The sequence below is a fragment of the Pseudomonas sp. ES3-33 genome (assembly GCF_000952175.1).
GTDB classification, from domain to species: Bacteria; Pseudomonadota; Gammaproteobacteria; order Pseudomonadales; family Pseudomonadaceae; genus Aquipseudomonas; species Aquipseudomonas gregormendelii.
The window spans coordinates 1-19,864 of record NZ_JZRI01000016.1 but is presented as its reverse complement, the minus strand read 5'-3'; the positions used below and the strand labels follow the sequence as shown (position 1 = coordinate 19,864).

Here is a 19,864-nt window from a genome sequence, read left to right as displayed (position 1 = left end):
CTTAATCGCTAAATCGGCTGTTTATGACAGCTTCAACCCTGCACGACGCAGGTGGCCAGGTGTGCAGCAAGCGCATCCCAGGCAATGCTTTGTTGTTCGCCCTGGCCACGCAGGGGTTTGAAACCTACCACTTGCTGGGCCATTTCGTCGTCGCCGAGGATCAGCGCATACAACGCACCGCTCTTGTCGGCTTTCTTGAACTGGCTTTTAAAGCTGCCGGCGCCGGCATTGACTTGCAGGCGCAGGTTAGGCAATTGATCACGCACTCGCTCGGCCAGGGTCAGCCCGGCCAATTCGGCGGCTTCGCCGAACGCGCAGAGGTAGACGTCGACCTGACGGGAAATCTCGGCCGGGATCTGCTCCAGGGTTTCCAGCAGCAGCACCAGGCGCTCGATGCCCATGGCGAAACCCACGCCGGCAGTCGGCTTGCCGCCCATCTGCTCGACCAGGCCATCGTAACGACCACCGGCACACACGGTGCCTTGGGCGCCGAGCTTGTCGGTGACCCATTCGAAAACGGTCTTGCTGTAGTAATCCAGCCCGCGAACCAGCTTCGGGTTGATCACATAAGGAATACCGGCAGCATCCAGGCGAGCCTTGAGGCCCTCGAAGTGCACGCGGGACTCCTCGTCGAGGTAGTCGGCCATCTTCGGCGCATCGACCAGCACGGCTTGAGTGTCGGCGTTCTTGGTGTCCAGCACGCGCAACGGGTTGGTCTTCAGACGGCGTTGGCTGTCTTCGTCCAGCTGGTCCAGGCGCGCCGAAAGATACTCGACCAGCGCCTCGCGGTAACGACCACGAGACTCGGCGGTGCCCAGGCTATTGAGTTCAAGCTTGACCGCGTCACGAATCCCCAGCTCGCCCCACAGGCGCCAGGTCAGCACGATCAGCTCGGCGTCGATGTCCGGCCCGTCGAGGTTGAACACTTCGACACCGATCTGGTGGAACTGGCGATAACGGCCTTTCTGCGGGCGCTCGTGGCGGAACATCGGGCCGATGTACCAGAGTTTCTGCACCTGGCCACCACCGGTGATACCGTGCTCCAGCACCGCACGCACGCAGGCCGCCGTACCTTCGGGGCGCAGGGTCAGGGAGTCGCCGTTGCGGTCGTCGAAGGTGTACATCTCTTTTTCGACGATGTCGGTCACTTCGCCGATGGAACGCTTGAACAGCTCGGTGAATTCGACGATCGGCATGCGGATCTGCTTGTAACCGTAGTTATCCAGCAGGCGCGAGACGGTGCCTTCGAAATGACGCCACAGGGGAGTCTGTTCGGGCAGGATGTCGTTCATGCCACGTATGGCTTGCAGAGACTTGCTCACTATAAATCCTTAAATTCGTTCGGCTCTTCAGTCGGCTCAGCCGCGCGCGATAACCGCTGCGTCAGCTTCGACCTTCTCGGCCGCTTTCTGGCGGATCAAGCGTTCAAGCTCATCCACCAGATTGTCATTCGTCAGTTTCTGCGACGGCTTGCCGTCGATGTAAATCAGGTTCGGTGTACCGCCGGTCAAGCCGATATGGGCTTCCTTGGCTTCACCGGGGCCGTTGACCACACAACCGATCACCGCGACATCCAGCGGCACCAGCAGGTCTTCAAGGCGCCCTTCCAGCTCGTTCATGGTCTTGACCACGTCGAAGTTCTGCCGCGAGCAGCTCGGGCAGGCGATGAAGTTGATGCCCCGTGAACGCAAGTGCAGGGATTTGAGAATGTCGTAACCGACTTTCACTTCCTCGACCGGATCAGCCGCCAACGAGATGCGAATAGTATCGCCAATCCCTTCGGCGAGCAGCATACCGAGGCCCACGGCGGATTTCACCGTGCCTGAACGCAAACCACCGGCTTCGGTGATGCCCAGGTGCAACGGCTGGACGATTTCCTTGGCCAGCAAACGGTAGGCTTCGACGGCCATGAACACGTCGGAGGCCTTCACGCTGACCTTGAAGTCCTGGAAATTCAGGCGCTCCAGGTGCTCGACGTGGCGCAGGGCGGATTCGACCAGCGCAGCCGGCGTTGGCTCGCCGTACTTTTTCTGCAGGTCTTTTTCCAGGGAACCGGCGTTGACCCCGATGCGAATCGGAATCCCGCGATCACGGGCGGCATCGACCACCGCACGTACGCGGTCTTCGCGACCGATGTTGCCAGGATTGATGCGCAGGCAGTCAACACCCAGCTCAGCGACACGCAAAGCGATTTTGTAGTCGAAGTGGATGTCGGCAACCAGCGGCACCTTGACCAGCTGCTTGATCTTGCCGAACGCCTCGGCAGCGTCCATGTCCGGTACGGAAATGCGCACGATGTCGACGCCCGCCGCTTCCAGACGATTGATCTGGGCCACGGTGGCCGCGACGTCGTTGGTATCGCTGTTGGTCATGCTCTGCACAGCGATAGGGGCATCGCCGCCCACGGGCACATTACCGACCCAGATCTTGCGCGATTCGCGACGTTTGATTGGAGATTCGCCGTGCATGACTTATTGACCCAACTTCAGGCGAGCAGTCTCGCCACTGGTGAACGGAGCGACATCAACCACCTGCCCGTTATAGCTGACCTGCGCGCCACGGGCGTAGCCCAGACGCACGGCAAAGGGTGGCTTGCCGCTGACGGAAACATTTTCGCCTTTACGCTTGAGACCACTCAACAGCACCTTGCCGGTGCCATCGGAAACTTGTGTCCAGCAATCGGCGGTGAATTGCAATGAAACCTGGCCTTGGCCGGCCACTGCCGTAGTCGGTGCAACGGCAGCAACACTTGGCGCAACCGGCGCAGTCACCACCGGCGCTGGCACGGCAGGAACGGCAGGAGCAGGAGTCGCCGGGGTCGCAGCGGCCGGCGCAGTATTTGGCACAGGCACGGACGGTGAGGTCTGTGTAGTCGGTGCAGCGCCTGGGGCAATCGCTTCATCTTGCGCCGCAGTGTTGGTCTGCGGCAGTGCCAGCGAGGTTGCGCCCTCGGCCTGACCTTCCACGACGGCCTGGTCTTCCGGCTCGTCCAGCGGATGGATCTGCGTGGTGCCATCGGCACCTTCGACTTCGACGTGCTCCGGGCTCAAGGTGGTCAGGTCCTTGGCACGCTGGGAGGTTTGATCCTGCCACCAGAAGAAACCACCGCCGATCACGGCAACCAGCAGCAACAGGCTGACGATTCGCAAAATGGTGTGGGAAACCCGCACCGGCTCTTCGATACGGCCCAGGCTGTGCACATTGCTGCCCTGGGAATCGGTGCCGGTGGATTGGTCGAATTGCTGGACGAGGGCGGTCTGGTCCATGCCGAGCAACTTGGCATAGGCACGGATATAACCACGCGCAAAGGTATGCCCCGGCAGCTTGTCGAATGCGCCGGCCTCAAGATTGGTCAGGGAGTTGACGGTGAGGTTGAGCTTGAGCGCCACTTCAGCCAGCGACCAGCCATTGCTTTCGCGGGCCTGGCGCAAGGTTTCACCGGGGTTAACGCGATTCGCTGCTACAACTTCGGGATGCGCCGCTTTCATCATTGCTCCGACAGGTATTGCTGATATTCCGGCGTACCGGGATAGAGTCGTTTTAGTTGCAGGCCATAACTGGCAGCCTTGTCGCGATCTTCAAACACTTTTGCCAGACGAATGCCGAGCAATAGACTACGTGCATTTTGTTCGGTGAGCAGGCTAAAACGATCGTAATAGTCACGCGCGGGCACATAATGCCTGTCTTCGTACGACAACTCAGCCATTTCCAGCAAAGCGCGTGGCTGTTGACGATTCAAGCGCAGGGCTTTTTCCAGTTGCTGCAGCGCCAGGTCACGCTCTCCAAGCTTCGCAGCGGTCATGCCCAGGTTCTCGAACACTCGCGAGCGCTCAGGATACAGGGAGTCGGAAGCGGCCTGTTCGAAGCGTTCGTAGGCTTCCTTGTAACGCTTCTCTTCGTAGAGAAAACTGCCGTAGTTGTTCAGGATTCGCGCGTCGTTGGGGCGCGAAGACAGTGCCTTGCGAAAATGCTCGTCGGCCAGTTCCGGCTCCATCTCGGCCTGGAACACCAGGCCCAGTGCAGCATTGGCGTCAGGATCCGAACTGTTCAGGTCCAGGGCCTTCTTCAACGGCACCTTCGCGCGCTCCGTCATGCCCTGCTGCAGATACCCCAGCCCCAGCTGTACATAGGCAGCACGCGCTTCGTCGCGGCCCTTGCTGGTCTTCATCGGGTTGTAGTCACCCGACAGGACACAACCAGCACACAGGCTGGCCATCAGCAATAGCAGCGCAAAGCGCAGGGACATAGAGATCCTCTCTTACTTTATTTCGCGGCGTTCTGTGCGATATCGTTTTCGGCGCTCAACTCGCGCACGGCGATATAACGTTCGCTGCGACGGGTGCGATCCAGCACCTGCCCTACCAATTGGCCACACGCGGCATCGATGTCTTCACCGCGGGTGGTGCGTACGGTGACATTGAAGCCGGCATGGTGAAGCTGATCCTGAAAACGGCGAATCGCATTGTTGCTCGGGCGTTCGTAGCCGGAATGCGGGAACGGGTTGAACGGAATCAGGTTGATCTTGCACGGGATATTCTTGAGCAGCTCGATCATCTCGACCGCGTGCTCGACCTTGTCGTTGATGTCCTTGAGCAAGGTGTACTCGATGGTCAGCACGCGCTTTTCGCCCAGGGACGACATGTAGCGCTGGCACGACTCAAGCAGCATCTTAAGTGGATACTTCTTGTTGATCGGCACCAATTGATTACGCAATGCGTCATTGGGTGCGTGCAGGGACAACGCCAGGGACACGTCGATGTGCTTGGACAGCTCATCGATCATCGGCACCACGCCCGAAGTGGACAGGGTCACGCGGCGCTTGGAGATCCCGTAGCCCAGGTCATCCATCATCAGATGCATGGCGGCCACGACGTTGTCGAAGTTCAGCAGCGGCTCACCCATGCCCATCATCACCACGTTGGTGATGGCACGGTCGGCGGTCGCCGGGATGCTGCCAAACGATTTATTGGCAATCCACACCTGGCCGATGACTTCGGCGGCGGTGAGGTTGCTGTTGAAACCTTGCTTGCCGGTGGAGCAGAAGCTGCAATCCAGGGCACAGCCTGCCTGGGACGAAACGCACAGAGTGCCGCGCTTGCCCTGGGGAATGTAGACGGTCTCGACGCAGCTGCCGGACGCCACGCGCACGACCCATTTACGGGTACCGTCGGTGGAAATGTCCTCGCTGACGACTTCAGGACCGCGAACTTCGGCAATAACCTTGAGCTTGTCGCGCAAGGCCTTGCTGACGTTCGTCATGGCGTCGAAATCATCGACGCCAAGGTGGTGAATCCATTTCATTACCTGACCGGCACGGAAACGCTTCTCCCCGATCGAGTCGAAGAATTTTTCCATTTCCTGTTGAGTCAGACCCAGCAGGTTGGTTTTTACAGTCGATGTAGTCATGGATTCACCTTCACTCTTAAGCCAATGCTTAGCGAGTGGTTACTTCAGTAGCTGCGAAGAAGTACGAGATTTCGCGAGCAGCAGCGGCTTCGGAGTCCGAACCGTGTACAGCGTTGGCGTCGATCGAATCAGCGAAGTCAGCACGGATGGTGCCGGCAGCAGCTTCTTTAGGGTTGGTAGCGCCCATCAGCTCACGGTTCAGAGCGATAGCGTTTTCGCCTTCCAGAACCTGGACAACAACCGGGCCGGAGATCATGAAAGCAACCAGGTCGCCGAAGAAACCACGAGCGCTGTGCTCAGCGTAGAAGCCTTCAGCTTCGGCTTTGGACAGTTGCTTCAGTTTCGAAGCTACAACGCGCAGGCCGGCTTTTTCGAAACGAGTGGTGATCTCGCCGATGACGTTTTTTGCAACAGCGTCAGGCTTGATGATGGAGAAAGTACGTTGAACAGCCATGGTGTAACTCCAGAAACGATAATTTGTGAAAAATTAAACCCGCGAATTATACGCGGGTTCTTTGGTATTGCCTAACCTGCGAGGACGATCAGTCGGCTTCTTCGATCCAAAGTGCCTGAACCGCTTCCAACACTTTCTCGCCACAGCGGCCAGAGGTGTTGTCGAAATCGGGAAGTTCCATGATCCATCGCTGCAGGTCTACGAAATTGACAGAAATTGGATCGACATCCGGCTTGGATTCGGCCAGTTCTTCTGCAATGCGCTGAACATCATTCCAACCATAACTCATGACAGTAGTACCAATCAGTGCGGCGCTTCGGCAGCGTGGTTGAGCGAATACTTCGGAATCTCGACGGTGATGTCTTCTTCACCAACGATAGCCTGGCACGCCAGGCGCGATTGCGCTTCCAGACCCCAGGCGCGATCGAGGAAGTCTTCCTCCAGCTCGTCAGCCTCTTCCATCGAGTCAAAACCCTCGCGGATGATGCAGTGGCAGGTCGTGCAGGCACAGACGCCGCCGCAGGCGTTTTCCATCTCGATGTGGTGCTCGTGCGCCAGATCCAGGATGGAAGTACCCGGCTCAGCCTCGACCACCATGCCCTCCGGGCAAAATTTGTCGTGGGGCAGAAAAATGACCTGCGGCATCAGATATCCTCGATTTCATTCAGATTGCGCCCCGACAGAGCGGCTTTCACCGTCAAATCCATACGGCGGGCAGCAAAGGCATCGGTCACTTGCGACAGACGCTTGGTCTGCTGCTCGATGGCGTAACCATCGGTACCTTTCATCAGTTCGGTCAGTTCCTGAACCTGCATGTCGATGACCATGCGCTCTTCGGCGTCGAGCAGGCGCTCGCCATCGACCTCAAGGGCCGCCTGCACCGCCTCGATCAGGCGCTGGGCGTCGACCTGCTGCTCGCGCAGTACGCGGGCCACCTTGTCGTCATTGGCATGCTGGAACGAATCCTTGAGCATCTTGGCGATTTCGCCGTCGGTCAGGCCGTAGGACGGCTTGACCTGGATGCTGGCTTCCACGCCCGAACCCAATTCACGGGCCGAAACGCTGAGCAGGCCGTCAGCATCGACCTGGAAGGTCACGCGAATTTTCGCCGCACCCGCCACCATGGCCGGAATGCCGCGCAGCTCGAAGCGCGCCAGGGAACGGCAGTCGCTGATCAGCTCGCGCTCACCCTGCAGCACATGGATCGCCATGGCCGACTGGCCATCTTTGTAGGTGGTGAAGTCCTGGGCACGGGCAACGGGGATGGTGGTGTTACGCGGAATCACCTTCTCCATCAGGCCGCCCATGGTTTCCAGGCCCAGGGACAACGGAATCACGTCCAGCAGCAGCAACTCGCCGCCATCGCGCTTGTTGCCCGCCAGGGTATCGGCCTGGATCGCGGCACCGATGGCCACCACTTGATCCGGGTCGATTTCAGTCAGGGGCTGACGACCAAAGGCTTCGGCCACTGCTTCGCGAACTCGCGGCACACGAGTCGAACCGCCGACCATGACCACTGCGTGCACTTCTTCAAGCTCGATACCCGAGTCGCGCACCGCCCGGCGACAGGCTTTCAGGCTGCGAGCGACCAACGGCTCGATCAGCGCATTGAAGGCTTCACGGCTCAGTTCGGCTTTCCAGTCGCCATAGGTCACTTCAACCGATGCCGCATTGGTCAGCGCTTCCTTGGCCGCGCACGCGGTTTGCAGCAGGCTGCGTTGCGCACCCGGGTCGAGATCGGCAGACAAACCGGCGCTCTCGATGATCCAGCCGGCAATCGCGTGATCGAAGTCATCGCCGCCCAGGGCGCTGTCGCCACCGGTGGCCAGCACTTCAAACACACCGCCGGTGAGGCGCAGAATCGAAATATCGAAGGTGCCGCCGCCCAGATCATAAATGGCGACCAGGCCTTCGGCATGCTGATCCAGACCGTAGGCCACCGCAGCCGCCGTCGGCTCATTGAGCAGGCGCAGCACGTTAAGGCCGGCCAGCTTGGCCGCATCCTTGGTGGCCTGGCGCTGGGCATCATCGAAATAGGCAGGAACGGTAATCACCGCGCCGACCAGCTCGCCACCCAGGGCCGCTTCAGCGCGCTCGCGCAACACCTTGAGGATATCGGCAGAGACTTCAACCGGGCTTTTCGGCCCCTGGATCGTCTCGATGAACGGCATGTGCGACTCGCCACCGACAAAGCGGTAAGGCAGTTGGTCGCCCAGCTGCTTGACGTCGGACAGACCACGACCCATCAAGCGCTTGACCGACAGCACGGTGTTCAGGGGATCGGTGGCGGCAGCCAGCTTGGCCGACTCGCCCACTTCGACGCGGTCGGCGTGGTAGCGCACGGCGGACGGCAGGATGACCTGCCCGCCAGCATCGGCCAGGGGCTCGGAAAGACCACTGCGCAACGCAGCGACCAGCGAATTGGTAGTGCCCAAGTCGATCCCCACAGCCAGACGACGCTGGTGCGGTTGAGGACTTTGGCCGGGTTCGGCGATCTGCAGTAGGGCCATCGTTATCAGGACTTATCTGTATATCAGGCGTGCGACCGGAGCGGCACTGGGTTAATCGTCGAGGCGCTCTTCTAACTGGCGCACTTCGTAGGTGAGCTTGTCGAGAAACTGCATGCGTCGCATCAGGCGTTCGGCCTGATCACGGTGCGCTGCATCATCCCAACAGGCTGCGAAGCTTTGGTTCAGTTCATCCTGGGCGAGCTTCAGGCGGCGCTTGAACGCTGCAACACCGTCCATATCGGACAGGTCTTCGAGCTCTTCACGCAGCTCCATCTGCTGCAGGAGGAATTCCGGATCATGCACCGTGACCTCCAGCGGCAACTCGCGACCACCCATGGCGAGCAGGTATCGCGCGCGCTTCGGGGGGTTCTTGAGCGTCTGGTAGGCCTCGTTGAGGCTCGCGGATTGCTCCAGCGCCAGCCGCTGCTCGCGCTCGGAAGCGTCTGCAAAACGGTCCGGATGAACGCCGCGCGCCAACTCACGGTAGCGCGTGGCCAGCTGGTCGAGGTCCAGGTTGAAACTCGGCTGCAGCTCAAATAAAGCGAAATGACAAGGAGTACCCACGATCAGCCTCAGATATTGAAGCTTTCGCCGCAGCCACATTCACCGCGCACGTTGGGGTTGTTGAACTTGAAGCCTTCGTTCAACCCTTCCTTGACGAAGTCGAGCTCGGTGCCGTCCAGGTAGGACAGGCTCTTGGGGTCGATGATCACTTTCTCGCCGTGACTCTCGAACACCTGGTCCTCTGCAACCACCTCGTCGACAAACTCCAGCACGTAGGCAAGGCCGGAACAGCCCGTGGTGCGAACACCCAGACGAATCCCCTCACCTTTGCCGCGCCCGTCAAGGGAGCGTCGCACGTGTCGAGCAGCCGCTTCTGTCATGCTGATAGCCATCGTTGACTCCTTACTCGTCGCCCAATGCTTAGATCAAGCCTTTCTTCTGCTTGTAGTCGCGAACGGCCGCCTTGATGGCGTCTTCAGCGAGCACGGAGCAGTGAATTTTTACCGGTGGCAGCGCCAGCTCTTCAGCCAGCTGAGTGTTCTTGATGGTCTCTGCTTCATCCAGAGTCTTGCCTTTCATCCACTCGGTCGCCAGGGAGCTGGAGGCGATCGCCGAACCGCAACCGTAGGTCTTGAACTTGGCGTCTTCGATGATGCCTTGCTCGTTGACCTTGATCTGCAGGCGCATCACGTCGCCGCACGCCGGAGCGCCGACCATGCCGGTGCCGACATCAGGGTCTTCCGCGTCCATCTTGCCGACGTTGCGCGGGTTCTCGTAGTGGTCGATGACCTTTTCGCTGTAAGCCATGATTCTCAATCCTCACTCATCAGAGAGTCGCTCTTGAGCCCTGCTGCCCGAAGGTTGGCAGGGCCGGTTTGCGGCGACTTGAAATCAGTGTGCCGCCCACTCGATTTTCGAAATGTCGACACCGTCTTTGTACATGTCCCACAGCGGCGACAAGGTGCGCAGCTTGGTAACGGCCTCGCAGACTTTCTGCGCGGCGTAGTCGATTTCTTCTTCGGTGGTGAAACGACCGAAGGTGAAGCGAATCGAGCTGTGTGCCAGTTCGTCGTTGCGGCCCAGGGCGCGCAGTACGTACGAAGGCTCAAGGGATGCCGAGGTGCAGGCCGAACCGGACGAAACCGCCAGGTCCTTGAGCGCCATGATCAGCGACTCGCCTTCGACGTAGTTGAAGCTCAGGTTCAGGTTGTGCGGTACGCGGGCGGTCATGCTGCCGTTGACGTACAGCTCTTCCAGGCCTTCGACCTGTTTGAAGAAGCGGTCGCTCAGGGCTTTGATGCGCACGTTTTCGGCAGCCATGTCTTCCTTGGCTACGCGGAAGGCTTCACCCATGCCGACGATCTGGTGGGTCGCCAGGGTGCCGGAGCGCATGCCACGTTCGTGACCGCCGCCGTGCATGGTCGCTTCGATGCGCACACGCGGCTTGCGGCTGACGTACAGCGCGCCGATGCCTTTAGGGCCATAGGTCTTGTGCGCCGAGAACGACATCATGTCGACCTTGAGCTTCTGCAGGTCGATCTCGACCTTGCCAGTGGACTGAGCCGCGTCAACGTGGAACAGGATGCCCTTCGAACGCAGCAGTTCGCCGATGGCTTCGATGTCGTTGATGGTGCCGATTTCGTTGTTCACGTGCATGGCCGACACCAGGATGGTGTCGTCGCGCAGCGCTGCTTCAATCATGGCCGGCGTTACCAGACCGTCAGTCTGAGGCTCGAGATAGGTCACTTCGAAACCTTCACGCTCCAGTTGGCGCATGGTGTCGAGGACAGCCTTGTGCTCAATCTTGGTGGTGATCAGGTGCTTGCCCTTGGTCGCATAGAAATGCGCCGCGCCCTTGATTGCCAGGTTGTTGGACTCGGTGGCACCGGAGGTCCAGACGATTTCACGTGGGTCGGCATTCACCAGGTCGGCAACCTGACGGCGAGCGTTTTCGACCGACTCTTCGGCTTTCCAGCCAAACACGTGGGAACGGGACGCCGGGTTACCGAAGTTTCCGTCGACCAGCAGGCATTCACTCATCTTTTGCGCTACACGCGGATCAACCGGGGTGGTCGCAGAGTAATCAAGGTAAATCGGCAATTTCATGGACTATCTCCTAAATCAGGCTGGCTGGCGTGCCGCTAGCTCTTTGGCTGTCATTCGACGGCGGACGCTTCAATCTTGTCCAGGCGCGGCGCCTTGCTGTTGCAACGACGCTGGTCCTGACGCTGGGCTACTTCTTGTACCTCACGGCGAGTGACAAGATCAGCCAAGCTGATACCGCTCAGAAATTCGTGGATCTGCAAGCTCAAGTCGCACCACAGGTGGTGGGTCAGGCAGGTGTCGCCTTGATGGCAATCCCCTTGGCCCTGGCACTTGGTGGCGTCGACCGATTCGTTCACCGCATCGATCACCTGGGCCACCTGGATGCCCTGCATGTCGCGCGACAGCTGGTAGCCGCCGCCCGGACCGCGGACGCTGGAAACCAGGTTGCTACGACGCAGCTTGGCGAAAAGCTGCTCGAGGTAGGACAGGGAGATGCCTTGGCGCTCGGAGATATCGGCCAGGGACACCGGCCCGTGCTGCGCGTGCAACGCCAGGTCGAGCATGGCGGTCACGGCGTATCGGCCTTTTGTAGTCAGTCGCATGGACAATTACCACGGAGTTCGGAATGGGGCGAGTATGCAATTCCCGAGTATTTAAGTCAACTATAAGACCTAGTACTTTAGTCAGGATTACCCGCAAAAGAGCGGCGATATCATAGCAAAGGCTGGCCATTAACAGCCAGAGGTACCGAGTCGACTTCAATCGCGGGCAAGCCCGCTCCCACAGGAATTCCGGTGCGCACACAATCTGTGCATCACACGAGACCCTGCGGGAGCGGGCTTGCCCGCGATTGAAGTCGACCGGGCTTAACCGGCCTGACTCTGATCCTTATCCTTCACACACGCGAAGTCTTCTTCACGCAGCTCAGGCAAATCCTTGGCGCAATAATTACTGCCCAGATCCTTCAGCGCGCCGCACATCCCCTCCAGGCGCCCATCCACTGCCTGCAGATGATCCAGCAACTGGTTGATGGCGCGAGCCACCGGGTCGGGCATGTCTTCGCCGACACCGTAGGCATCAAAGCCGATCTTCTCGGCCATCGCCTTGCGCCGGGCATCCTGCTCTTCATCGGTCTTGACGATGATGCGACCCGGTATCCCCACCACTGTCGCGCCGGGCGGCACGGCCTTGGTCACCACGGCATTGGAACCCACCTTGGCCCCCGCGCCCACAGTGAACGGCCCCAGCACCTTGGCGCCGGCGCCAACCACCACGCCATCTTCCAGGGTCGGGTGACGCTTGCCCTTGTTCCAGCTGGTGCCACCCAGGGTAACGCCCTGGTACAGCGTGACATCGTTGCCGATCTCGGCAGTTTCACCAATGACGATGCCCATGCCGTGGTCGATAAAGAACCGACGCCCGACCTTGGCCCCCGGATGAATCTCGATACCGGTCAACCAGCGACCAAAGTTCGACACCAGCCGCGCCAGCCACTTCAGCTCGGCGCGCCACAGGGCCGCCGCCAGCCGATGAATCCAGATGGCGTGCATGCCCGGATAGCAGGTCAGGACTTCGAAGGCGTTGCGCGCTGCCGGATCACGATGGAAAACACTCTGGATATCTTCACGCAAACGCTCGAACATTTTTAATCCTTCCGCTTTAGAAGCTCACCACGGGCCGCTTTTTGGGTTTCCGTGAGGATGCCACGCAATATATTCATTTCCGCCCGGCTGACCGAGCTTCGTCCGTACAACCGACGCAGGCGCGCCATCAAGTGCCGCGGTTTTTCCGGATCGAGGAATTCGATGGCCACCAGGGTCTGCTCCAGGTGCTCATAGAATCGCTCCAGCTCATCCATGGTCGCCAGCTCGCCACTTTTAGTGGAAGCCACCTCATCCTTCTCGACCTTGCTCGGCTGGCCTTGGGCCGCGAGCCAGGACATGCGCACTTCATAACTCAATACCTGCACCGCGGCCCCGAGGTTCAGCGAACTGAACTCAGGGTCTGATGGGATGTGCACGTGATAATGACATCGCTGCAGCTCTTCGTTGGTCAGGCCGGAATCTTCACGACCGAACACCAGGGCGATTTCGGCGCCCTGCCCGGCGTCCTCGACCACTTTCGTCCCGCATTCGCGCGGATCGAGCAGTGGCCAGGGGATGCGCCGGTCACGGGCGCTGGTGCCGAGCACCAGGTTGCAGCCCACCAGGGCGTCTTCGAGGGTGGCGACAACCTGGGCGTTTTCCAGGATATCCCCGGCGCCGGAAGCCCGGGCATCGGCCTCGTGGTGCGGGAACAACCGTGGTTCAACCAGCACCAGCCGCGACAGGCCCATGTTCTTCATGGCACGCGCAGCCCCGCCGATGTTCCCGGGATGGCTGGTATTGACCAGGACGACACGAATGTTTTGCAGCAAGGGAGGCGCTCTCGAACACAATAAAGGGGAGCCGAATCTTACAGCGCCTACTACCGTTAAGCTATGAAAGCGAACGTCGTCCTTCACCTGTAGAAACTTTCTGATAGAATGCCCGGCTTTCTTTAACAACCTTAGGTGACACATCCATGCAGCCCATGCTGAATATCGCGCTGCGCGCCGCCCGCAGCGCCAGTGAATTGATCTTCCGCTCCATCGAGCGCCTGGATACCATCAAGGTCGACGAAAAAGACGCCAAGGATTACGTATCCGAGGTGGATCGCGCCGCCGAGCAGAAAATCATCGACGCGCTGCGCAAGGCCTACCCGAATCACTCGATCATGGGTGAAGAAACCGGCATGCACGCCGGCACCGGTATCGAAGGCGAAGAGTACCTGTGGATCATCGATCCACTGGACGGCACCACCAACTTCCTGCGCGGCATCCCGCACTTTGCAGTCAGCATTGCCTGCAAATACCGTGGCCGCCTGGAACACGCAGTGGTTCTGGACCCGGTTCGCCAGGAAGAATTCACCGCCAGCCGTGGTCGCGGCGCCCAACTGAACGGTCGTCGCCTGCGCGTCAGCGGCCGCACCAGCCTGGACGGCGCCCTGCTGGGCACCGGCTTCCCGTTCCGTGATGACCAGATGGACAACCTCGACAACTACCTGGGCATGTTCCGCGCCCTGGTTGGCCAGACCGCCGGCATCCGCCGCGCCGGTTCGGCGAGCCTGGACCTGGCCTACGTGGCTGCCGGCCGTTTCGATGCGTTCTGGGAATCGGGCCTGTCCGAGTGGGACATGGCTGCAGGCGCCCTGCTGATTCAGGAAGCAGGCGGTTTGGTGAGCGACTTCACCGGCGGCCACGACTTCCTTGAAAAAGGCCACATCGTTGCCGGCAACACCAAGTGCTTCAAGGCAGTGCTGACGGCGATCCAGCCGCACCTGCCAGCCTCGCTGAAGCGCTAAGCTTCCAGCGACAAAAAAAGGCACCCCTCGGGGTGCTTTTTTATGCCCGGAACTTCACTCTTCAATTCACCACATACCCCTGTGGGAGCGGGCTTGCCCGCGAAGGCGGAGTGTCAGTCAGCGTCAATGCTTAATGAAATAACGCATAGCTGGCAAGCCCGCACACAGAGCGCGGTGGCTACCCAGCCACCCGTACAAACCCCGACTTCAGCCCAAACACCTCGACGCCGTGCGCAACAGACCGTCCCACCGTCACCGCGACACGCTGAGACAGCTGATTGTCGCCTTCCCGGTACTCGACGAAAAAGGCGCCCGCCTCTTCCTGGATTGCCCCCGGCGCCACCACGATCGCGCGGTCATTGCTGTAAGTGACAATGTGCAGGCGAGCGCTCATGCCCAGGCGTATCTCATGCTGACGGTCCGTTGCAATCGGGCTGATCGACAGGCTGATCGGGAACTGTGCAGCGCTGCCCGGATCATCGTCGGGCAATGCTATGCGGCTGACCACATCGACCACACCACTGAGTCGCTGACCAAAACCGTCACCCTCGATGTCTACTGCCTGCCCCGGCTGCAACTGGTTGACGTCCAGTTCGGACACCCTGCTGGCAATCTTTAACTGCTCAAGGTTGGCCAGGCCAAACATCGGCTGGCCTTTACCGACCTTACTACCGGCGTGCACGGAAGCGCCCGCGCAGGTTGAATCAGAATCGACCCCTATCGGCACGATCACACCGGCAAACGGCGCGCGGACGGTTTGCTCATCAAGCAACTTGCGCACAGCGTCATACTTGACCGTGGCATTACTCAACTCCATCTCGGCGATTTGCAGGAACTCACCCTCACCCTGCTCCAAGACTTGCTCGCGGTCCTCCCTGGCCGCCGCCAGGCCAATATCCAATGCCTGCACCTGTTGTTCGAGATCGTCCACTTCACTGCGCGAGATAATCCCACGCTCGAACAGGGTTCGGCTTTCAGTCAGTTTGCGTTGTGCATTACCCAGGGCCATTTGCGCAGCGCTCACGGCACGACGCGCACGCATCATCTGACTGCCGTTGCTCCAGTTTCGAAGCTCGGCTGCGGCACGCTGAGCCTTCAGTTTTGCCGCCAGCGCATCACGCAACTGCGTCTCGATCAATGCAGGGTCCATTTCCACCAGCACCTGACCGGCCTCGACCCGTGCTCCAGGCTCAACCAGGTAGCGCTTGAGATCGCCCTCGAACGGCGCGGCCAGCGTGATGACCTGCTGCGGCTCAATCTTGCCGAGCAGGCCGATGCGCACCTTCAGCGGTGCTTCGCTGACCGCCAGCCACTGCTCGGCGGGCGCCTCGGCAACGTCTGATTGCAGGTAACCGCCAATCATCACGCCAACAAGACTCAATACCAGCGCCAGCACGATGCCCTGGTGCAGGCGCTTGCGTTGAAGGGAGGTTTTTTCAGTAGTCATTGAGTGCGATGTCCCAGCTTTCCAGAGTCATGCCCAACACCTGATCCAGCTGTGTCTGGGCATTGAGGTAGGCGATTCGAGCGTTGAGCAACGCGTTTTCACTGTTGCGCAAGTCGCTCTCGTAACTCAGCACCTGAAAGTTGCTGGAGCGTCCGACATTCAGCTTTTCGCGCTCGATCGCCAGCTTGCGCGTTGCCAGTTCGTGAGAGCGCTGGGCGATTTCATACTGCCGCCATCGCGTGCCCAGGTCGCGGACCACGTCGCTAACGTCGCGCTCCAGTGCTTGATGGGCATCTTCAAGCAGCAATGCCTGGGTCTCCACGCCAACCTGAGCATTGACCCTGGACTGGCGCGAGGCAAGATCACCGACAGGGATCTGTAGGTGCACGCCAGCATAACTTTCCCAACTACGCGCCGACGTGCTGGTGCGTTCAAACCGGTCGCGCACCTGATTCGCCCCCGCCACCAGCGAAACGTCCCAGCGGGCCTGGTCCTTGGCAACCACCAGGTTGAGGTCCGCCTGCTGACTGCCCAGCAGCGTTGCCAGGTAGCGCGGCTGCTGGGCCCGGGCTAAACGCAGCGCGTCAATTTTGTCGATGTTGATCCGTGACACTTGCAGGGTTTCACTGGCATGAATCGGCGTCGACAAGTCGAGCGCCAACAAACGCAACAATGACAAGCGATCGGTATCCAGCTGGTTCTGCGCCTCTTCAACCTGTAGCTCCTGAGAGGCGATATCGGCTTCGGTCTGCACCGCGTCGAACGCAGCCATGCGCCCCGCGTCGATCAGCGCATTGTTCACGGCCAACAACTGCCGGGCTCGCTCCAGCGCTTGCCGGGCAATGGTCAACTGCTCCTGGGACCTGAGCAACTGACGATAAGTGCTGATGATCTCGCTGATGGTGGACGACACGCTGCTCTTGAGGTTAAGGCGGTTGGCCTGCTCATTGAGCCGCGCCAGACGCACGGGCGCCGTGGTGACCTCGCGCCCGGCACCGCGCAGCAAGGGCTGGATAATCGCCAGGTCCAGACCGTCGCTCCGATAGCGTCCGGAACCCAGACCACTCCCCTGCTCCTGCTTCCAGCCCAGGGTTGTGCGGGTCCCGTATTCACTCAACCAGTCGGTGGTCGGGCCCATCGTGGCGGTTTGCTTGCGGTCACTGGAGCCTTTGGCGCTCGTGTAGTTCGCGCTAAGGGTCAGCTTTGGCTTGAATGTATCCTCCGACACCCGCAGGTCAAATTTTTGCGCCACCCGCTGCAAATAAGCACTACGGATCTCGCGATTGCTGCGCAGGCCCAGGTACACCGCGTCGGCCAAGGTCAATTCAGTTGCCTGCTTGCCCAACATGAACGCGCTGGCGCTGGCACCCTGCACCGTAGGATGGGATACCTGATCAACAATGTTGGCCAGGCTGTGCTGACTGGCCGAGCACAGAAGAACAAGGGCCAAGGGACGCCAGTTATTCATCGCGCAGTGCCTCCACCGGTTGCAAGCGCGCGGCTGAAAGTGCCGGGTAGAGGCCGAAGAACAAGCCGACCAACAAGGTGCTGGCGCTACCGAGCAACACTGCAGCAGGTGACAGGTAGAACTTCCAGCCGACCACGCTGGCATGAACCCAGGCACCAACGACGCCGAGCACCACCCCCAGCAGGGCGCCCGCGGCGGTCAACGCCATGGCTTCGAGCAGGAACAGATTGCGGATATCGACGCGGCGCGCACCCAGGGCAATACGTACACCGATCTCCCGCCGGCGCTGCGAGACATTCATCAGCATCACATTCATGATGCCCACCCCCGCGCCGATCAGTGAAGTGATGCCCAGGGCCATCAGCAGATACGCAAAGGTACGCGTCTGGTTTTTCATCCCTTCGATGATTTGCTCAGGCACTTCGACCTGTATTTGCTGACCGGGAAACTGCAACTGCAGGGCTGGCGTAAGCTGCTCGGCGGCGCGGGCAACATCCTGCCCGGGCGCCACGCGAGCAATAATGTTGCTGATGTCTGCGGACTGCCCCAGACGCACCAAACCCTGGAACGACAGGAAAAAGGTTCGGTCTACCGACACCGGGACAATAGGCGAAACCAGCTGACGCTGCACAATGCCAATCACCGTAAACAGGTAGCCATCCAGCTGGACCTGGTCGCCCGTTCCAACAGGGTGGTCGGCGGTACCCAGGTCCCGGGCGAGGCGATGCCCGAGCACGACCAAGGTTTCAGCCTCATCAAACCGTGAGAAAAAACGACCCTCGTCCATAAGCATGCGCATGGTCGCGGCAAATTCCGGAGTGACGGCGGCCAGTGACGCGTATTGCCTGCGACCGTCGAACGCCACTTCCTTGCCGCTAGACGAGATGGGCGCAATGAAGGTGAGCGTGGGCACCGCAGCTCGCAGCGCCTGCACATTTAAGTCGGGACGCACCGCTTGCGTCGAGTCCGCGCGGGCAAGGCTCACACTGAGCATATCGACCCCCATTTCCTTGAAGATTGCGACGGCATTTTCCGCGGCGTTATGGCCGAGGTTGATCATCGCCACCACCGAAGCGCTGCCAATGGCGATACCCAGCAACGCCAGGAATGAACGGCGGCCGTGGGTCCGTAGACTGAACAGCGCGTCGCGCAACAACTGGCGGTAGCTCAGGTGAGTATTCAATGCGAAGTGCATGGGCGCCCTGCTTCACTGACCGAGCCGTTCTCGACCAGGATCTGGCGGCTCATCTGCGCAGCGATTGACGGCGCATGCGTGACCACCACCAGCGTGGTTTGCTGCTCGCGATTGATCGTCAGCAACAGGTCGATGATTTCCTGGGCAGTATCGGTGTCGAGGTTGCCCGTGGGTTCATCGGCAAGAATCAGTCGCGGCTCACCGACCAACGCCCGGGCGATGGCCACGCGCTGGCGCTGCCCACCGGACAGGTCGGCAGGGCGAAAATGACTGCGCTGTGTCAGCCCCACCAAATCGAGTAGATGCTGAGCCCGCTCCAACGCCTCGCGCCGCGGTACGCCACGATAGTTCAGGGGCAGCGCGACATTTTCCAGCGCCGTGAAGTGCGCCAGTAAATTAAAGCTCTGGAAGACGAAGCCAATCTGTTGGTTGCGCAGGACCGCCAGTTGCGAGTGATTCAAATCAGCCACTCGTTGATTGGAGATAAAGTAGTCTCCGCTATCGGGTAAATCCAGCAGGCCTAGAATATTTAGCAATGTACTTTTACCCGACCCTGATGCGCCCAGAATCGCGCAACTTGCTCCCAACTGTATCTTCAAAGAGATACTCTCGAGGATGTTATGGGCCTGGCCACCGCGCCAGTATTGTTTGCTAATACCGCTGAGCACGATAAATGCTTGGCGGTCATCGGGGGCAAAAGCAATGGGAGGAATGTTCATCTTGGGGGAGTTGAACCGAGGGAGTCAAAAGCATGAGGCGTCCATGACAGGTCGGACGCCGATCATTTAAGCGCGCCTCATCACAGGTGAAGCCCACTGCGTTGGATGAGTGCTTATTTACGGAGTAGTACAGTGGTGCTACGTGTAGCGTCATTGACGAGAAAATGCAGGCAGTTGGATCTTACGACGCCATAATTAAAATGCGAAAAAGATCGGGGCATGCATAGTGAACATACCCCTCACCAAGCAAGAAAAACATTAATTGGGCACATGGAATCTTAGATCACACCATGGGTCCGGGCCCGCTTTATCAAAAGTAAATATGGCTCTAAGTAATACGGAGGGCGCCACTCCCTGAGTCGCACGCACAGTAGCACTTACATCCGTAAAATTGAGCTGCCCATCCTGCTTCATAGAATCTGGCGATTTAGTTTCGGCGGAATTATTTCCAGCCTCTACAATGGATAAATCCAAATTAGCTTTATTCCCGCCTTTCTGCCCATTACTTTTTGTAATCCTATATTGATGAAGAGTAACTGTCCATTCTTGATGATCACCCACAGCCCTCAATACAGCAAGCGCCTTTACCCAACCAGAGAAATTCCCAACACTGCATGTACCTTCCACTGTTTTATTGATAATCAAACCGTTATCGGGAGCAGCTTGAGCGGACACTGAAAAAAACGTCAGGCATGCAACTGAAGCCCCGACACACCTGTCTCTTATACACATCT

The 19,864-nt window shown here is 59.5% G+C and carries 21 protein-coding genes and 1 pseudogene; 1 reads left to right on the top strand and 21 read right to left on the bottom strand.

Going from position 1 to position 19,864, the window contains the following annotated elements; translation table 11 throughout:
- Positions 1–32 precede the first annotated feature (32 nt).
- From hisS to trmJ, 16 genes are all read right to left on the bottom strand, one after another.
- Entirely contained in the window at positions 33–1,322 is a 1,290-nt protein-coding gene (gene hisS, locus UB23_RS02300; RefSeq protein WP_045057726.1) for a histidine--tRNA ligase, read from the bottom strand.
- Between the two features lie 36 nt (positions 1,323–1,358).
- Positions 1,359–2,468 carry a flavodoxin-dependent (E)-4-hydroxy-3-methylbut-2-enyl-diphosphate synthase gene (ispG, locus tag UB23_RS02295; RefSeq protein ID WP_045057725.1) on the bottom strand — a complete coding sequence of 370 codons (1,110 nt, stop codon included), beginning with the start codon at positions 2,466–2,468 and terminating at the stop codon, positions 1,359–1,361.
- 3 nt (positions 2,469–2,471) lie between these two features.
- A complete protein-coding gene (locus UB23_RS02290; protein ID WP_045057724.1) occupies positions 2,472–3,488 on the bottom strand; it encodes a RodZ domain-containing protein in 1,017 nt (338 codons plus the stop codon).
- A complete protein-coding gene (pilW, locus tag UB23_RS02285) occupies positions 3,488–4,246 on the bottom strand; it encodes a type IV pilus biogenesis/stability protein PilW (protein ID WP_045057723.1) in 759 nt (252 codons plus the stop codon). The genes UB23_RS02290 and pilW overlap by 1 nt, the downstream gene beginning before the upstream one ends.
- A 17-nt stretch (positions 4,247–4,263) precedes the next feature.
- The gene (gene rlmN / locus UB23_RS02280; protein WP_045057722.1) at positions 4,264–5,406 is read right to left on the bottom strand and encodes a 23S rRNA (adenine(2503)-C(2))-methyltransferase RlmN; all 1,143 of its coding nucleotides are present in this window, start codon (positions 5,404–5,406) and stop codon (positions 4,264–4,266) included.
- A gap of 28 nt (positions 5,407–5,434) precedes the next feature.
- Positions 5,435–5,860, bottom strand: coding sequence for a nucleoside-diphosphate kinase (gene ndk / locus UB23_RS02275; protein WP_007916882.1), 426 nt, complete (start codon positions 5,858–5,860; stop codon positions 5,435–5,437).
- An 88-nt stretch (positions 5,861–5,948) separates the two neighbouring features.
- Positions 5,949–6,149 carry a Fe-S cluster assembly protein IscX gene (gene iscX / locus UB23_RS02270; protein ID WP_045057721.1) on the bottom strand — a complete coding sequence of 67 codons (201 nt, stop codon included), beginning with the start codon at positions 6,147–6,149 and terminating at the stop codon, positions 5,949–5,951.
- A 14-nt stretch (positions 6,150–6,163) separates the two neighbouring features.
- On the bottom strand, positions 6,164–6,505 hold the full coding sequence (gene fdx / locus UB23_RS02265; RefSeq protein ID WP_045057720.1) for an ISC system 2Fe-2S type ferredoxin: 342 nt from the start codon (positions 6,503–6,505) through the stop codon (positions 6,164–6,166).
- Positions 6,505–8,370, bottom strand: coding sequence for a Fe-S protein assembly chaperone HscA (gene hscA, locus UB23_RS02260; RefSeq protein WP_045057719.1), 1,866 nt, complete (start codon positions 8,368–8,370; stop codon positions 6,505–6,507). The genes fdx and hscA overlap by 1 nt, the downstream gene beginning before the upstream one ends.
- A 51-nt stretch (positions 8,371–8,421) precedes the next feature.
- Positions 8,422–8,934, bottom strand: a complete 513-nt coding sequence (gene hscB, locus UB23_RS02255) for a co-chaperone HscB (protein WP_045057718.1) — start codon at positions 8,932–8,934, stop codon at positions 8,422–8,424.
- A gap of 8 nt (positions 8,935–8,942) precedes the next feature.
- Positions 8,943–9,266, bottom strand: coding sequence for an iron-sulfur cluster assembly protein IscA (gene iscA / locus UB23_RS02250; protein ID WP_028620147.1), 324 nt, complete (start codon positions 9,264–9,266; stop codon positions 8,943–8,945).
- Between the two features lie 28 nt (positions 9,267–9,294).
- Positions 9,295–9,681: a Fe-S cluster assembly scaffold IscU gene (gene iscU / locus UB23_RS02245; protein ID WP_003443374.1), complete on the bottom strand. Its 387-nt coding sequence runs from the start codon at positions 9,679–9,681 to the stop codon at positions 9,295–9,297.
- Positions 9,682–9,765: 84 nt separating this feature from the next.
- Positions 9,766–10,980, bottom strand: a complete 1,215-nt coding sequence (locus tag UB23_RS02240) for an IscS subfamily cysteine desulfurase (RefSeq protein ID WP_045057717.1) — start codon at positions 10,978–10,980, stop codon at positions 9,766–9,768.
- A gap of 50 nt (positions 10,981–11,030) precedes the next feature.
- Positions 11,031–11,522 (bottom strand): Fe-S cluster assembly transcriptional regulator IscR, encoded by a 492-nt coding sequence (iscR, locus tag UB23_RS02235; RefSeq protein WP_007903581.1) that lies wholly within the window; start codon positions 11,520–11,522, stop codon positions 11,031–11,033.
- Positions 11,523–11,786: 264 nt separating this feature from the next.
- A complete protein-coding gene (gene cysE / locus UB23_RS02230; protein WP_045057716.1) occupies positions 11,787–12,563 on the bottom strand; it encodes a serine O-acetyltransferase in 777 nt (258 codons plus the stop codon).
- 2 nt (positions 12,564–12,565) lie between these two features.
- Positions 12,566–13,336 (bottom strand): tRNA (cytosine(32)/uridine(32)-2'-O)-methyltransferase TrmJ, encoded by a 771-nt coding sequence (trmJ, locus tag UB23_RS02225; RefSeq protein WP_045057715.1) that lies wholly within the window; start codon positions 13,334–13,336, stop codon positions 12,566–12,568.
- Positions 13,337–13,482: 146 nt separating this feature from the next.
- On the opposite strand from trmJ, the gene suhB reads away from it, so the two are divergent.
- Positions 13,483–14,301, top strand: coding sequence for a type III secretion system regulator SuhB (gene suhB / locus UB23_RS02220; protein ID WP_008014726.1), 819 nt, complete (start codon positions 13,483–13,485; stop codon positions 14,299–14,301).
- A gap of 178 nt (positions 14,302–14,479) precedes the next feature.
- On the opposite strand, the gene UB23_RS02215 is transcribed toward suhB, so the two are convergent.
- The 5 genes and pseudogenes from UB23_RS02215 to UB23_RS29050 form a co-directional block, all read right to left on the bottom strand.
- Complete coding sequence (locus UB23_RS02215; RefSeq protein WP_045057714.1) at positions 14,480–15,748, bottom strand: efflux RND transporter periplasmic adaptor subunit; 1,269 nt, start codon at positions 15,746–15,748, stop codon at positions 14,480–14,482.
- Entirely contained in the window at positions 15,738–17,216 is a 1,479-nt protein-coding gene (locus tag UB23_RS02210) for a TolC family protein (protein ID WP_045057713.1), read from the bottom strand. Before UB23_RS02210 ends, UB23_RS02215 begins: the two co-directional genes overlap by 11 nt.
- Entirely contained in the window at positions 17,209–18,411 is a 1,203-nt protein-coding gene (locus tag UB23_RS02205; RefSeq protein ID WP_045057712.1) for an ABC transporter permease, read from the bottom strand. Before UB23_RS02205 ends, UB23_RS02210 begins: the two co-directional genes overlap by 8 nt.
- A complete protein-coding gene (locus UB23_RS02200; protein WP_045057711.1) occupies positions 18,396–19,130 on the bottom strand; it encodes an ABC transporter ATP-binding protein in 735 nt (244 codons plus the stop codon). Before UB23_RS02200 ends, UB23_RS02205 begins: the two co-directional genes overlap by 16 nt.
- A 258-nt stretch (positions 19,131–19,388) precedes the next feature.
- Positions 19,389–19,864 (bottom strand): annotated as a pseudogene (locus UB23_RS29050) (hypothetical protein); the annotation flags it as partial.

Excerpts from the sequence above, each read along its gene's own strand:
- iscR (WP_007903581.1), bottom strand. The coding sequence starts at position 11,522 with ATGCGACTGACTACAAAAGGCCGATACGCCGTGACCGCCATGCTCGAC.
- UB23_RS02205 (WP_045057712.1), bottom strand. The coding sequence starts at position 18,411 with ATGCACTTCGCATTGAATACTCACCTGAGCTACCGCCAGTTGTTGCGC.
- iscA (WP_028620147.1), bottom strand. The coding sequence starts at position 9,266 with ATGGCTATCAGCATGACAGAAGCGGCTGCTCGACACGTGCGACGCTCC.
- UB23_RS02240 (WP_045057717.1), bottom strand. The coding sequence starts at position 10,980 with ATGAAATTGCCGATTTACCTTGATTACTCTGCGACCACCCCGGTTGAT.
- pilW (WP_045057723.1), bottom strand. The coding sequence starts at position 4,246 with ATGTCCCTGCGCTTTGCGCTGCTATTGCTGATGGCCAGCCTGTGTGCT.
- UB23_RS02210 (WP_045057713.1), bottom strand. The coding sequence starts at position 17,216 with ATGAATAACTGGCGTCCCTTGGCCCTTGTTCTTCTGTGCTCGGCCAGT.
- iscX (WP_045057721.1), bottom strand. The coding sequence starts at position 6,149 with ATGAGTTATGGTTGGAATGATGTTCAGCGCATTGCAGAAGAACTGGCC.
- ndk (WP_007916882.1), bottom strand. The coding sequence starts at position 5,860 with ATGGCTGTTCAACGTACTTTCTCCATCATCAAGCCTGACGCTGTTGCA.
- UB23_RS02215 (WP_045057714.1), bottom strand. The coding sequence starts at position 15,748 with ATGACTACTGAAAAAACCTCCCTTCAACGCAAGCGCCTGCACCAGGGC.
- cysE (WP_045057716.1), bottom strand. The coding sequence starts at position 12,563 with ATGTTCGAGCGTTTGCGTGAAGATATCCAGAGTGTTTTCCATCGTGAT.
- rlmN (WP_045057722.1), bottom strand. The coding sequence starts at position 5,406 with ATGACTACATCGACTGTAAAAACCAACCTGCTGGGTCTGACTCAACAG.
- iscU (WP_003443374.1), bottom strand. The coding sequence starts at position 9,681 with ATGGCTTACAGCGAAAAGGTCATCGACCACTACGAGAACCCGCGCAAC.
- hscA (WP_045057719.1), bottom strand. The coding sequence starts at position 8,370 with ATGGCCCTACTGCAGATCGCCGAACCCGGCCAAAGTCCTCAACCGCAC.
- UB23_RS02290 (WP_045057724.1), bottom strand. The coding sequence starts at position 3,488 with ATGAAAGCGGCGCATCCCGAAGTTGTAGCAGCGAATCGCGTTAACCCC.
- suhB (WP_008014726.1), top strand. The coding sequence starts at position 13,483 with ATGCAGCCCATGCTGAATATCGCGCTGCGCGCCGCCCGCAGCGCCAGT.
- UB23_RS02200 (WP_045057711.1), bottom strand. The coding sequence starts at position 19,130 with ATGAACATTCCTCCCATTGCTTTTGCCCCCGATGACCGCCAAGCATTT.
- ispG (WP_045057725.1), bottom strand. The coding sequence starts at position 2,468 with ATGCACGGCGAATCTCCAATCAAACGTCGCGAATCGCGCAAGATCTGG.
- fdx (WP_045057720.1), bottom strand. The coding sequence starts at position 6,505 with ATGCCGCAGGTCATTTTTCTGCCCCACGACAAATTTTGCCCGGAGGGC.